Raw genomic sequence first — 14,488 nt, 5'->3', positions numbered from 1 at the left:
ATGATAAGGAATAGCTTGGTAGATTAATCTCCCCTACAGCATCTAAGTACTTTGGCCAGGAACACGCTTACCAAGCTATAAACGAATAGGCTACTAGCTAAACAGCCTACTCATGTAGATACAAGGCCGGGAGGGGTTAATCCACCATTCCTCACCATGCATGGCTAACACATACAATTTTGTGCCTAACTTGAAGCGCCAGCGCACCAACCCCATCTAACTTCCCCTTATTTCGACAGCCTAGATCTCATGACCTGCTGCGAACAAGGGGAAGAACTAGAGCGTTTAGCCCCTACCCATTTCAAAGGGAGCTAGGAAAGTTAATAAATGGCTGGTAGCGACTTACAGCGAAGCAGACATCGACAAGCAGTGGGTTTGAAGCTCATCGTAGGCACGGGAGAAATTGTCATTTGGGAAATATTCCTTATTGATCAGCAAACTCTTACTTGCTGCCCAATTAGCGGCAAACGACCCGTTACCGTAAGGAATATTGAAGACTTCAAACTGCCGCTCTCGCTTATCAAAAATCAGGTTGGCGGCCATACGGCGTGAACGAACATTGGCATTGCGGTAATACTGGAAATCGCTTTGGCAATTTTTGACTATGTATGAGCCTTTTTCACTTCGTACACTGATATAGGGCTGCTCGGTATTCTCGTAGTAACTAAGCTGCCACACCCCAATATCTTTCACTAAGCGTATTTGCGGTACAGGCTTAGGAGGCTCTTGCGCTAACGTAGGCTGCTGCTGATTAGCAAGCTCACCGGCCTCTGGCTCATTGTTATTTATCGCCTCGACGATACGTACCGTCGGCTCGGTTTGCTCAGGTTCGATAAACCAACCCTGCATTGCCTTCCAGCCCTGCTCACCGTACTGATATGCCGCGCCTAACAACAATAGCGGGACACAAACCAATAAAGCCCATTTACGATAGTTCACCGAGCCGATTGCCTCTATCTGTTCGGCCAGAGAAGCAGAGATAGGGCTCGATTCAGATGCTGAAGAGGAATTCGCAGATTGAGTGGGCACTACGCCGCGAGCCCTATCACTGAGCTCCCAACGGGCACTATCAAGCTGCTTTTGCAGGCGACGGTTTTCGCGCCTTAGTATTTTCACATCTTCTTCTAATGCGGCTTTGAGGCGATCTTCTTCGTGGGTTTGATTCGCGGTCTGTTGCAGTTTTTCCTTAGCACTTTTCAACTGCCGCTCTAATGATTGGTAATCATGCCTTAGGGCGGTATGGGCAATTTCAAGTTTTTGGTATTTCTCTTTCCACTGATCGTTGCCAGGCTGGCCTTTCACCAACACAGTTCGAACAGCTTCTTCATTGCCCTTTCCTGCCGATACCTTATCGTAAGCCTGCGATACCATCTGCATTAACGCTTTCGAGCCACCTTTATCAGGGTGGCAGCGGTTGGAAAGTTGCTTGTAACAACGCTTTATTTCAGCAGGCGTAGAGTTGTTGTTAGTGCCAAGAATATCGTGAAAAGAAGTCATAACCCGTAAACCAAAGATACTTGCCGTTACTTAGCGAAAATCACACGTAAGCAACAAATAGCACATAAGCGTTCTTATCGCCAAAAAACAAACCTCAAGCTATCAGTGCCAATAGAGGCAACAGCTTGAGGCTCTTAAATATTATACAGGCATAGTGTTGATAGAAAACTATTAAAACCAGTATTAATTAACACTTCGATAAATAATATTCTTGTGGATACTCTATCTACGACACCTTATATATCAATTATTTACCCTGGAAATTTACCAGCATCAATTATGCATTAAGATTATGTTTTCTCATTCTGAATTCACCGGGAGAGCAACCCATGTGCTTTTTAAATACCCGGGAGAAGTAAGAGACATCCTTAAAGCCTGTTGAGTGAGCGATTTGCGAGATCTTTTCTCTATCTGAACTTAGCAAGCCGCACGCTAAATCAAGCCGCTTCTTGATAATGTACTGCTTTAAGGTCACACCCATCACGCTATGAAATAAACGAGAAAAATAGGTTGGTGAATAATGGCAGGCATTAGCCAAGTCTTCTTCTCTTAGCGGGGCGCTAATGTTTTCATCGATGATCTTAAGTGCCGGGCGGATCGACAATTCACGCTGCTCAAACCCTTGCACAGGCTCGTGTGTCACACTATGCGTATGTAGTCGACTAAAGCAAGCATCAATATCTTGCTTCGACGCATTCGCCTCTAATACATCTTCGCCACCCGCTCGCAATACATTAAGTGCCAACTCAGCATCCAAGCGATGGTAAACCACCACAACCTTGGTTTGCGGGAAACGGCTTTTTACTGATTGCAGCAGCTCAAACCCATTAGATGTTGAATCCACAACCTCCAAAAAAATCAACTCTTGCCCAGTCATCGTCGAGAGCAACTCAAATGGCGATACGTCAACCACATCATGTGACAACTTCAGGTTTTCCTTCGCCTCTGCTATTTTATCGAAATGGCTACAACTAACCCAAATCACAATATTCACCTTACTTGTCGTGCAATGTTTACATACTGGCGTATGCGTGAAGAACGCTCCTTGTTGTTAATTACACATCTATAAGTTTTTTTATCATTATTATCGCCGTCAAAAAAATGACGGTCACTAATAATTAACGCCTATATCCACTAAAAAATCCAGCCAACACTATTTGTTGCAATTTTAAGCTTCAATCACAAAACTTTCTGCTATGGCTTTTAGTTCAAATGGTTATTCGCTCTCAATGACGTAGAAAAAACATGGTGATTTGCGATAAAGGTATATTGAGGGGTGTTTTTATCGCTAATTGTTCTATCAGTTTCCTGTCCTGTATAGCTTAAAAAATATGCTTGCCTTACTGCCAAGATACTTCAATATGTCCCTAATGCACCGCAAAAAGAATCGCTAAGTTACCGCCATTAAACGGAAAAAAGCAAAAAAGGACAATTCGATGAAAAGGATTTACGGTTTATTGCTAATCAGTTGCAGTATCTTGTTGTTTCCTGTGCAGATAATGGCTGCCAACAAAAACTCCCCTATTGTCGCAACCTATTATCCTGAATGGAAAATCTACAATAAGCAGAAGCTTAGCCCCAGCAATCTACCCGCCGACAAACTTAGCCATCTCATTTACGCTTTTCTTGCGGTCTGTGGCCCTGTTGATGCTTCACCAAACAATGTCCGTAAAATCCTCAAGCAACAGTGCGCCAACAAGCCTATCGGCACCGTTGTACTGTTCGACCAATACGCCACGCTACATGCAGAACTGAAAGGGGGAACATCAAAGCAGGTGGATTTCAAAGGCAGCTTTGGCCAACTGCAATGGCTCTCTGAACAGTACCCGGCGCTGAAAATTTTGCCAAGCATTGGAGGCTGGACCCTGTCTGAGCCTTTCCACACTGTTGCCTTGAATAATCAATACCGCCAAAACTTTGTGAATAGCACCGTAGCACTACTTAACCAATACCCCTTCTTCGACGGGATCCAAATAGACTGGGAATATCCGGGTGGTTTGGGGCTATCTAAGCGTGGAATCGATAACCGAGAGCAAGAAAAGCACGCATTCACCCAACTTATCTCAGAGGTACGCTTAGCCCTTGATAAGCTAGAAAAATCCAATCAGCGCAGCTACCAGCTCTCTGCTGCTGTCAATGCCTCCCCAAAACACATTAACGCTATCGACTGGAAAAAGACCGCGCCACAGCTCGATCACCTTTACGTCATGACCTTTGATTTCCAAGGGGGCTGGAGTGACGTTGCCGGCCATCACAGTAATCTGATTGCTACTCCCAATACCCCCGATGGTCACTCAGCAGCATCACAAGTGAATGCGTTAATCGCACAAGGTGTTAACCGCAACCAAATTGTGCTGGGCAGCCCATTCTATGGTCGCATTTGGCAAGAAGTGGAAGGATTTTCACCGACATTGTTGGAAGGACTCGCAAGCGGAGGCGCGAGTACAAAAGGCTCTCGGGGCGCCTCTGGTATATTTGATTACGATGACATTGCCCGGCATTTTCTAGCGAATAAGAAACTGGGTTTCGAGCACTATTACGATGAAAAAGCAGAAGCTGCTGTGTTGTATAGCCCAACCAAACAAGAATATATTTCTTTTGAAAGCGCACGTTCATTGAAAGCAAAAACCAAATTCGTCAAAGACAATCAATTAGCAGGAATATTCGCCTGGGAAATCACGGCAGATTACGACACCGAGCTGCTCAACATAATGCATAGCGAGTTATACGACAACTGACGAAACCGTGAAGCGATGAATGGCTGCATCATGAACACTTATTAGCCAACTCTTTGGGTCTGTGGCACATCAGTATATATTTTGCACCAGAGATACAGCAATTTAGTGAATTTTTATGAAGACAATCGCATTTTTATCCATTAGTATTGCTTTCGAAAATTTGAGTTCCTATGAAGACAGCAGGAGAGTGGCGAAGTACTTGACCGTATTTAGCCCGCCGAAGAAGTAAGTTTTCCATCCCCGTTTGAGCCCATCAAACCATGGAAAATAAATCTTTCAGGCACCTTACTTAAGCATCATTTTTGATACTAGAGCAAGGTATGGACTGTTGTTGGAGGAGCCTCTGGAGAGATCCGTTAAATCGGACGCCGAAGGAGCAAACCCGCCACATTGTGGTAGGTGAAACTCTCAGGCAAAAGGACAGAGGAGATAAGTACAACAGCTCAGAAAGTGCATACACACTCGTCATTTAATGCTCACGCAACTTGTTATTGAGTGCATACACAACGCTTCTGTTACACCATACAACGGTATTACTGTTGTTCTTTATCTCTTCCTTTGATGTTTAAAGGTAAAGAGAAAAATGAACCCGCTTTATAACTTCTTACAAACTATTGATAACCTCGTTTGGGGACCACCACTACTCCTGTTGCTCGTTGGCACCGGTTTCTACTTCACGTTACGTCTTGGCTTGCTTCAAGTACGCCACCTGCCCCTTGCTCTTGGCTACCTGTTCAAAGGTAACAAGGGCAAGCAGTCTCAAGGTGATGTTTCAAGTTTTGCAGCGCTTTGCACCGCCCTATCGGCAACCATAGGAACAGGTAACATTGTCGGGGTGGCAACGGCGATTAAACTCGGTGGTCCAGGCGCCCTATTTTGGATGTGGCTGGCGGCCTTCTTTGGTATGGCAACCAAATACGCCGAATGCTTGCTGGCTGTCAAATACCGCGAAACCGACGCCAACGGCCAAATGATCGGTGGGCCGATGTACTACCTTGAAAAAGGCGCAGGCCAAAAGTGGCTGGCTAAGCTATTTGCCCTCTTCGCCCTTGGCGTCGCCTGCTTTGGTATCGGTACTTTCCCACAAGCAAACGCCATTGTTGACGCGGCCTACTTGTCTTTTGAGATGCCAAGAGAAATTACAGTTGTCATCCTAACGTTATTGGTTGCCGTGGTTACACTGGGTGGTGTTAAATCAATCGCCAGCGTTGCCAGTAAAGTCGTTCCCGCCATGGCGCTGTTCTACATTGTGGCTTGTATCATGGTACTCGGGGCCCAATACGCCGCCATTCCTGAAGCCGTGCAGCTTGTTATCAACTCGGCCTTTACTGGTCACGCTGCATCAGGCGGCTTTGTGGGTGCGGGGATCATGCTGGCTATCCAATCGGGTATCGCTCGCGGGGTCTTCTCAAACGAATCAGGTTTGGGTAGCGCGCCAATGGCGGCAGCCGCTGCTAAAACTGACTCTTGTGTAAAGCAAGGCCTGATCTCAATGACGGGCACCTTCTTTGATACCATTATCATCTGCACCATGACAGGCTTAACTTTGGTGGTTACCGGCGCTTGGCAAACTGACTATGCGGGTGCAGCAATGACAAGCTATGCCTTTGCTAGTGGGCTGGACGCGACGCTGATTGGCCCTATGATGGTCACCATTGGCCTGATGTTCTTTGCGTTCACTACAATTCTGGGTTGGAACTATTACGGTGAACGTTGTGTGACTTACCTGTTCGGTGTGAAAGCAATCCGTCCCTATAAAGTGTTTTTCTTGGTGCTAATCGCAGCCGGTGCATTCATGAAGCTCGATATGATCTGGTTGATCGCCGATATCGTCAACGGCTTAATGGCTGTACCAAACTTGATTGGTTTGATCTTGCTGCGTGATGTGATCATCACGGAAACCAAGCAGTATTTCCAACAACTGACGCCGCCACCGTCTCAAATGCAGCCAGCATAATACCAAGCGAATCCCTTTTTGCAGACACTAAAAACGGCACTTTTTGTGCCGTTTATTTTAGGTGGCATTACGCGATAGCTAATCTAGATATTGAGTTAATTGCTGGTAGACATCAAAGCTACTGTCTTCAAGCCAGCAATCGGTGATCAAGCCATCTTGCTTTAAGAAAAACACCATGCCAGTCATCATGACTTTTTGACGTTTAGTGGGAATACGTGCCCAGCCCCCGCTATAAACCGCATCGCACCTATATCTGACAACTGTCTTATTCGCCTGCTCGATCACATCTAACACGGTAAAATCGACATCTTTAAACCGCTTGCACCAGATAGAAATAAAATTCAGGTATTCATCATGTTTTAAGCGGTAGGTTTTGCCACCAGGGAGGTGAAAATTAAATGGCTCGCACGCCAGCTGCTGCAAGTAAGTGGCATCTGCTTTTGCCCATATTTCGTGGAACCAATGCAATATCCAGCGATTATTTTCGTCCATGACAACACCACTTTATCACCCGCTATATTAATGAAATAGCACTCAATATGGTTATTATCAAATCTATATATGACTTATATAAAGCGCTGAGGGTTTTGTAACACCCACATCTTGGCGCGTTGATCACTAGTGAGCTCTGATAAAGCCAATGCTTTATTACGCCATGACTTTCTTTCAGCCTTTGAGATATTTTCCGCTTCACTCAAATCAAGCGCAGTTTCAATTGCAAGCTGATCGTATTTTTCTTCATCGGCGATATGCCAAGATTCAACCAACAACTCGGTAGCTTGCTCACTCTGGCCTTTCGCTGTCAGCAACCTTGCTTTTTCACGCAAGTAATAGGCTTCAGCCCTTGGTTCGGCATTATCTAAATACAGCTTAGCTTGCTCCAGGAAGTGATTAGCATCTTCGTACTGCTCACGCATGACAAATGTACGGGCAATTTGGCTCAATAACTCACTAAAGAACGTCTTATCCATACTGCTTGAGGCCATATTGAGCATGGCAAAGAAGGTTGAAGCCGTTGTTTCAGGATCATCGTAATTCCAAAGCGCCATATAATCAGGAAAGTTAAAATCGGCATAACGGTGACAATATGGAACATCTTCTTGCGCACTGATTACGACCTTGGGAGTCAGCGCTGCCACTGCTAAAACTATCGAGACGATTAAAAAGCGCTTGAAAGCGAAATGTTGAAGGCTAGCCATGGGATTATTATCTTTTTAAATAGTTACAGCATATATAAGCGGATTTCTCCTTCTCTCGTCTAATTTAGTTAGCATTTTTGGAATAACTCTCACAACTAAAGGCTGTTGATCTTTTGAGCTACAAATAACGAAATCGATAGATATAAAAATACCAACCTAAACATTTGACTAAATCATCATTGCTTAGGTTGGCATTGATACGGGTATTATAAAACTTAGATACGCCTACTGCAGCGAAAGCTGAGAAAATGCAGCCTTATAATGGGCAAGATTAGGAATATGTGTATGGTGATCGGCTTCTACCCCCACTTCTACATACTCATAACCCAGCTCCTGCGATGCATGCTTATTTCGCTCACCGTGACCAAATACCACACGGCGGTCGAACGTATAACCCGAGTCTTGCTTTGCCCTAAATGCAGCTAACGCCATGATTTCAGTACGGCTCATTGCGTCAGATGATGAGGTAAAGGTGACGTTATCAACATCAATGCCAGCAGCACGTAACTTTAACTTCGCGGCAGATTCCCAGCCACCTGTGGCAATCGCGATATGCGTATCATCACGTTCGCGCATTTTGGCAATAAAGTCTTGTGCACCTTGCACCATAGAAACATCTTCAGGGTTATTTTTTAAGGCTTCAGAAATCAATGCCAAATAACGTTGCTCAACCTTACGGTGAATAAGCGAACGGCTTTCGCTCACTTGGTGTTGTGCTATTAATTCATCAAGTACGCCGGCATCGGTCAAGTTGCTGTAATGGCTAAGGTCAGTATCCATATCTATTCCTAGCACATCATGAACCGCCCGAACATAACAACTCAAATCCACATTTTCTGAATCAACCAGCGCACCATCTATATCAATCAAAAATAAATTCATCGTTCTCTCTGCTTGTTATTGTTAATCATCTAACCGGCAAGCGATCACTGACCTCACCGTTTATGTCGGCTAGATCATGCGCTTGTAAATAAAATGTTGCAACCACTATTTGTATTCTTGCGACAAAATTTTGTTATTGATCACTGCAATCCATTACAAAAACTTAATGTTATTTTTCAATGAGATGAATCATTATTCACACATCTCAAAATGTTGATAATGATCTTAATGTAGTTGTATTTCGTTACAAAAGAGTTAAGAAACTGGTTGTTCTTACAGTTAGTTCAACGTAAAAAATACGCAATAGCTATATTAACTATACTCAAGCTACTTAGTTATGTAACCAAGTAGCTTAGATATATACCCAGGCTACTTGGGTTCATAGCAATAACAACAAGAGTAAATGTCGAGAAATAAAAGGAAGCAACCATGATTAAGCGTTCAAATCGCAGAAATTTTCTGAAATTGAGTCTCGCAAGCGTGATCGGAATTACTGTGGGTAACAAGATATTGGTTAAACCCGCCCATGCAGCAGACTTACCACAATTGACAGAAGATGATCCCCAAGCAAAAGCATTGCAATACGTACATGAAAGCCCTGACAGTGCAAAGGTTTGTAGTAATTGTGCATTAATCCAGGGTAACGATGGGGATGAATGGCGTCCATGTGGTATTTTCCCTGGTAAAGCTGTGAATGCTAATGGCTGGTGCACAGCTTGGGTGAAAAAGCCTTAGAATCGAGTAGCTGAGGTAGCCCTACCTACCTGAGCATATCCTCGTGTTAAAGACTAAAAAAGCCTGAAAATCAGGCTTTTTTATCAATATTCTCTGGCGTCTCTCTACTATTTATATGCCCAGCACGACTTAATTAGCCAAAGCAATGCTGTGCCCAACGTGCTAATCCCGCTGTTACTGAACCGAAATAGCTGCCACTCACCACCGGGATACCCGGCAGTTGTTGTTCAATACATTGGCGTAAAATGGGTGAGCGTGCCGTGCCCCCCGTCATATACACCACATCGGGCTTTAACCCACTTTGCTCAATGGCCTCTGTGACTAACTGGCTAATTTTCACCTTTGGCGCTTCAATAGCGTGCGCCATATCATTCTGCGATATATCCACTTGCAGAGCATCTGAAAGATAATCAAGGTGAACGCTGGCTTTTGGCAATTCAGAGAGCGAAATTTTGCATTCTTCCGCCCTGCGCACCAATTGGTAGCCCAGTGTTTCATGGTATACACGAATCAGGTGGGCAAGCTTATCTGGCTCCTGAGCGTTACGTCGTAACTCTTGCAAAGTTGCCAAGTTACCTACCCCATAGAAGTCGGTTTGTGCGGCAACATTATTAATTGCTATCGGGTTCCAGAACTGACCAATTGGCATATCAATGCCTTTTAGGGTTTTACTGCCTAAACCTAACAGTGGCATCAGCTGTTTAAATGCAAGGTAGATGTCTAGGTCGTTCCCACCCACTCGCAACCCCGTATGCGCCAATAAACTAGCTTGGCGATCTGATTTACCCGACCAGCTCGGCCCCATTTGGATCATGGAGCAGTCTGTAGTACCGCCACCGATATCAACCACCAGCACCGTTTTGTCTTCAGTCAGTGTACTTTCATATTCAAGCCCTGCAGCTACCGGCTCAAATTGAAATTCGATGTTGGCAAAACCAGCACGCTTCGCCGCTTGAGTTAGAATACTTTCTGCTTGCTGGTTGGCCTTTTCACCGCCGGTACCTTGAAAGTTTATTGGACGACCTATCACCGTACTTGTAATGGCCTGCTCAAGCGAGGCTTCTGCTTTATCCTTGATGTTTTTCATCATGGCGCAAACAAGATCTTCAAAAAAACTAATTTGTGGGTCACGTAATCCATTCGCTCCCAAGAATGACTTAGGCGATTTTACGTAGAAGACTTCTTCAGGATCTTCAAGGTAGAGATCCAGTGCAGCCTGGCCAAACAACAAATCATTTTGCTCAACATCAATCCCTTCTTCGCGGTTATGGGCAATGGCACGACGAAGTAGCTGCTTCCCCGTTTCATCTGCAGGTTCAATCCCCATAAAGCGATACAAGTATTCACTCACTGCTTCACGTGTTGAAGCACATAGCGTCGAAGGAATATAGGTATTGTCACCTTCCAAAGGTAGCATCCGTGGGTTACCTTCCACCATCGCTGCGACTGAACAGTTGGCAGTACCGTAATCAAATCCTATGTACATGGTTTCCTCCGAACGTAAAAAGGTCGGCAATCATACTCAATTGTGTGAAATGTTCAATCACTTATAGCCTGAAAATCGCAATAACACACACCCCCATACCAAGAAGTGTATTTTTGTGTAAATCTAATTTTTGCTGAACGACTTAGCTTCAAATTTCAGCCATAATATGTACTTTATATCGCAATAAAATTGAGAACTATGTACAAACTAATTACTCGATTCATCGCTCTTTTCGCTCTGTCTTTTGCTCTTATTGGTTGTGGTGATAACTCTATCCCACAAGAAGGCGTAAAATATAAAGTAGTACCAACAGCAACGCCGAATGCAGCAAATGTTGTTGAAGTCTTTTCTTTGGGTTGTGGCCACTGCCGAAACATGGAAATGATGCTACCTGACATCAAGCAGCTGGCTGATGTCGAAATTGATCAAGTGCATGTCACTTTCAACGAAAGTGCTCAAATTGCTGCCTACATCTATTACACTGCAGCAATCCAAATGGACGGCAAACCTTCGGCTGAAATGAAAGAAGCCATGTTTGCCTATGTTCAGGATTCTCCACAAGACATGACAGATGAAGAACGCCAAGCAAAACTGGGGGAAATCTTTGGTGAGTTTGGCCTTGTCAGCCCATTCGAAATTAACGATGAGCAAAAGCAAGCCGTGTACGAACAACTACAAGCAGCCAATGAATTAGTGGTTAATGCAGTAGTAAATTCTGTTCCGGCTTTCCTTGTTCAGGGTAAATACCTAGTCGAAAACAGCGCCCACGAAAGCCTGGAAGACTTGGCCAACACCATTCAATACCTGTCTAAACTAGAGCAATAAATACCCTAAAGGTAAAGAGCACAAGTCGTTAAATATTAATCAAGCAGCAATCACAATTGCTGCTTTTTTTATATCTCCAATGCCTAAGAGCATCGACACCTTCCCCAACTGGAACTATCAAAACTGCCTGCCAAACTGTAATCCATAGTTTACATCCCTATTTTTTAACGATATTGACAGTCCCCTTGCTCTAAATATCTTTGTATTTAAAGCCGCACAAACATTCACCAAAAGCATTCGTTGAACAACACAAATAAGCATGAATAATTACTCACATTGAATTAAATAAATAACCCTAAACAGCCAACATCGAAAACTTGCCACCAATCACACTTCAAAAAACAAACAACCCAATATAAAAACTAAAAATACCTCAAAACACATGTTTTTTGAGAAATAAAAACAATAACTTACCCCGTTTATATAAAAAACAAACCGAACTTTGACATCGTTTTACTGGTGCCTTGTTGAGTGAAGTCTTAAAAATGGTAGCCAAGCATTTCGGATGAAAACGCTGATAAACATTCAATGTAGGACACATTAAAATGAACAAAAAAATCATTGCCTTAGCAGTGGCCGCGGCAGCAGCATCTACTTCTACTCACGCTCTAGAAGTGTACAACGATGAAACAAACACTTTTTCTGTTGGCGGTCGTCTAGCAGTTAGCCCTAAGTTCAACGATGACAGCAACAGCCTAAACAGCCAGTCTTCTCGTATTAACTTCGCATTCACTCACGCGCTAGCAAACGGCTGGGATCTAGGTGCTAAAGCAGAATGGGCATATGATGCACTTTCTAACGGTGGCAACCACACTAGCAACCGTCTTGGCCAAATCACTGCTGATAAAGAAGGCATTGGTCACTTCACAGTAGGTAAAGCATGGGCTGTTCGTTACGACGCAACGAACAAGACTGACGTATTCTGGGTTTACGGTGGTGACGTAGCAGGTAACTACGACGGCATCTCTGGCGACGGTGGTGTACACGGTACAGGCCGTGCGGACGACGTAATCCAGTACCGCACAAACATCAACGGTCTACAAATTGGTCTTCAGTACCAGTTTGAAGATTCATCTCTAGAACGTGATGATAACGGTGTTGTTATCGGCGGTTACGACCGTGAGTACGGTTACCAGGCAATGGCTGGCTACCAGTTTGATTTCGGTCTAGGCCTAGATGCAGCATACTCTCAAGCGAACTTCGCTGATCGTGCTGACGCTAAAGTAGCTAACGTTGTTGTTTCTTATGAAACAGAAGTATTTTCTCTAGCAGCTAACTACGGTCAATCTCGTAATCACCAGACAGCAGCAAACTACTTTGGTGCAAACTCTGGTGCAGAAACAACTGATGAAGGCGCAATCAAAGAAGCAACTTCTCTAGAAGTAGCAGGTATCTACTACATCGACCAAGTTCAGCTAATGGCAGGTTACTACTCGCTAACTGATGACAACACTGATGCTAAGTACGCATACGGTGCACTAAGCGCAGCTTACAAAACTGGTCCTATGATCTTTGCAGCTGAGTACAAAATTGACACTGGTAGCGAAAATGCTTCAGGCAACGATCTAGGTAACAGCAACGAACTAGCACTTCTAGCTCGTTACAACTTCTAATGAAGTTAAGCCATAAGCCAATTTATTTCGCTTAGGTAACAGTTAAACGTTAACTGTTTATTGTCGAGGGCACTCATTGAGTGCCCTTTTCTTTGGCTGCATGATATTCAAGTTTTACAGTTCAATTATTCGCCCGTTTTTTCTTCCTGCATATTCTAATTATTGATAGTGTCATTAACAAAAACTGAAAACTTGTCCTCATAGTAAACACTGCCCCCTATTAGCATCCAATGAAGCTGCACACCTAAAAGAAAAATCTTCTTAACATTTCTCAAGGGCATAAAACTCTAAAAATATATTTCTATTTTTCATTTTTGTGAAAATGAAAATTTCTTAAAAAGCAGTCATTTGAGAACATTTTACTGGTACCACAAGTTGCTTAACTCTAATAATGTTTGCCAAGCATTTCGGATGAAAATGCTATTAACATTCCAATGTAGGACACATTAAAATGAACAAAAAAATTATTGCCTTAGCAGTGGCAGCGGCAACAGCATCTACTTCTGTACATGCACTTGAAGTTTATAATGATGAAACGAACACTTTCTCAGTTGGCGGCCGTCTAGCAGCAAGTGCTAAATTCTCTGATGGCGAAAATAGCCTAGGAAGCCAATCTTCCCGTATTAATTTTGCGTTTACTCACGCTTTAGACAATGGCTGGGACATCGGTGCAATTGCTGAGTGGGGCTATGACGCGCTAGCAAGCGGTGATAAAGACTCCCACATCTTTAACCGTCTAGGTAATGTTACGGCTGATAAAGAAGGCATTGGCCAATTCACAGTCGGTAAAGCTTGGTCTATTCACTACGATGTTACTGGTAAAACTGACCTTTTATGGGTTTACGGTGGTGATACCGCAGGTAACTACGACGGCATTGCTAGTGATGGCGGTGTACACGGTACGGGCCGTGCTGACGATGTTGTTCAGTACCGCACAAACATCCAAGGTCTACAGCTTGGTCTTCAATACCAGTTTGAAGATAAGAATGATGATTACCACCGTGATTACGGCTACCAAGCTATGGCAGGTTATGACTTTGACTTTGGCCTAGGTTTAAGTGCTGCTTATGGTGAAACTCAGTTTAAAGATCGTGCTGACGCAAAAGTAGCGAACGCCGTTATTACATATGAAACTGAAGCACTTTACCTAGCCGCTAACTACGGTCAATTCCGTAACCACCAGAACTCTACTGACTACAGTGGTGTATTTGCAGGTGCAGGTAATAACAGCCTAACTTCTGAAGGTATGGTTAAAGAAGCAACTGGTATGGAATTCTTCGCTTCGTATGATATTAACCAGTTCCAACTACTTGCGGGCTACAACCACTTAGAAGATGACAATTCTTCGGCTAAGTATGCATACACGACTCTTGGTGTAGCTTACTTCACTGGCCCAGTTATTCTTGCTGCTGAGTACAAAATTGACACAAGCAGCAAAACAGCTAGCGGCTCAGATGCAGACATCGATGATGAGCTAGCACTACTAGTACGTTACAACTTCTAAGTTTAACCACTTAGTTGTCCTAGCCTGGGTAAGCAGCAACGCTTATCTAGGC

At 43.9% G+C, this 14,488-nt stretch carries 12 protein-coding genes and 1 riboswitch; of the genes, 6 read left to right on the top strand and 6 right to left on the bottom strand.

All coding sequences use genetic code 11. The annotated features are described in order from the left end of the window. Positions 1 to 342: 342 nt before the first annotated feature. Positions 343 to 1,497: a J domain-containing protein gene (locus C9I98_RS06300; RefSeq protein WP_036825452.1), complete on the bottom strand. Its 1,155-nt coding sequence runs from the start codon at positions 1,495 to 1,497 to the stop codon at positions 343 to 345. A gap of 277 nt (positions 1,498 to 1,774) precedes the next feature. Next, positions 1,775 to 2,482, bottom strand: coding sequence for a response regulator transcription factor (locus tag C9I98_RS06295; RefSeq protein ID WP_036825448.1), 708 nt, complete (start codon positions 2,480 to 2,482; stop codon positions 1,775 to 1,777). A 451-nt stretch (positions 2,483 to 2,933) separates the two neighbouring features. Here C9I98_RS06295 and C9I98_RS06290 point away from each other — a divergent pair, with 451 nt between their 5' ends. After that, positions 2,934 to 4,235 carry a glycoside hydrolase family 18 protein gene (locus tag C9I98_RS06290; RefSeq protein ID WP_036825446.1) on the top strand — a complete coding sequence of 434 codons (1,302 nt, stop codon included), beginning with the start codon at positions 2,934 to 2,936 and terminating at the stop codon, positions 4,233 to 4,235. 333 nt (positions 4,236 to 4,568) lie between these two features. Next, positions 4,569 to 4,669, top strand: a riboswitch (glycine riboswitch). Between the two features lie 149 nt (positions 4,670 to 4,818). Beyond that, positions 4,819 to 6,192: an alanine/glycine:cation symporter family protein gene (locus C9I98_RS06285; protein ID WP_036825443.1), complete on the top strand. Its 1,374-nt coding sequence runs from the start codon at positions 4,819 to 4,821 to the stop codon at positions 6,190 to 6,192. Between the two features lie 78 nt (positions 6,193 to 6,270). Here the strand turns inward: C9I98_RS06285 and C9I98_RS06280 are convergent, their stop codons facing one another. The 3 genes from C9I98_RS06280 to C9I98_RS06270 form a co-directional block, all read right to left on the bottom strand. Beyond that, complete coding sequence (locus C9I98_RS06280) at positions 6,271 to 6,684, bottom strand: nuclear transport factor 2 family protein (RefSeq protein ID WP_107271718.1); 414 nt, start codon at positions 6,682 to 6,684, stop codon at positions 6,271 to 6,273. A gap of 74 nt (positions 6,685 to 6,758) precedes the next feature. Further along, the gene (locus C9I98_RS06275) at positions 6,759 to 7,391 is read right to left on the bottom strand and encodes a hypothetical protein (RefSeq protein ID WP_107271717.1); all 633 of its coding nucleotides are present in this window, start codon (positions 7,389 to 7,391) and stop codon (positions 6,759 to 6,761) included. 225 nt (positions 7,392 to 7,616) lie between these two features. Beyond that, the gene (locus tag C9I98_RS06270; protein WP_036823260.1) at positions 7,617 to 8,273 is read right to left on the bottom strand and encodes an HAD hydrolase-like protein; all 657 of its coding nucleotides are present in this window, start codon (positions 8,271 to 8,273) and stop codon (positions 7,617 to 7,619) included. A 429-nt stretch (positions 8,274 to 8,702) separates the two neighbouring features. Between C9I98_RS06270 and C9I98_RS06265 the strand changes: the two genes are divergently transcribed. After that, complete coding sequence (locus C9I98_RS06265; RefSeq protein ID WP_036823262.1) at positions 8,703 to 9,008, top strand: high-potential iron-sulfur protein; 306 nt, start codon at positions 8,703 to 8,705, stop codon at positions 9,006 to 9,008. A 133-nt stretch (positions 9,009 to 9,141) separates the two neighbouring features. Here C9I98_RS06265 and yegD read toward each other — a convergent pair whose 3' ends face one another. After that, entirely contained in the window at positions 9,142 to 10,494 is a 1,353-nt protein-coding gene (yegD, locus tag C9I98_RS06260) for a molecular chaperone (protein WP_107271716.1), read from the bottom strand. Between the two features lie 198 nt (positions 10,495 to 10,692). On the opposite strand from yegD, the gene C9I98_RS06255 reads away from it, so the two are divergent. From C9I98_RS06255 to C9I98_RS06245, 3 genes are all read left to right on the top strand, one after another. Further along, positions 10,693 to 11,319, top strand: coding sequence for a thioredoxin domain-containing protein (locus tag C9I98_RS06255; protein ID WP_107271715.1), 627 nt, complete (start codon positions 10,693 to 10,695; stop codon positions 11,317 to 11,319). A 545-nt stretch (positions 11,320 to 11,864) separates the two neighbouring features. Beyond that, positions 11,865 to 12,932 (top strand): porin, encoded by a 1,068-nt coding sequence (locus C9I98_RS06250; RefSeq protein WP_036829495.1) that lies wholly within the window; start codon positions 11,865 to 11,867, stop codon positions 12,930 to 12,932. Between the two features lie 451 nt (positions 12,933 to 13,383). Next, the gene (locus C9I98_RS06245; RefSeq protein WP_036831573.1) at positions 13,384 to 14,436 is read left to right on the top strand and encodes a porin; all 1,053 of its coding nucleotides are present in this window, start codon (positions 13,384 to 13,386) and stop codon (positions 14,434 to 14,436) included. Positions 14,437 to 14,488: the final 52 nt, after the last annotated feature.

Origin of the sequence: Photobacterium sanctipauli (genome assembly GCF_003026495.1) — a bacterium.
Classification (GTDB): Bacteria; Pseudomonadota; Gammaproteobacteria; order Enterobacterales; family Vibrionaceae; genus Photobacterium; species Photobacterium sanctipauli.
This window is presented reverse-complemented; position numbering and strand designations above follow the sequence as displayed.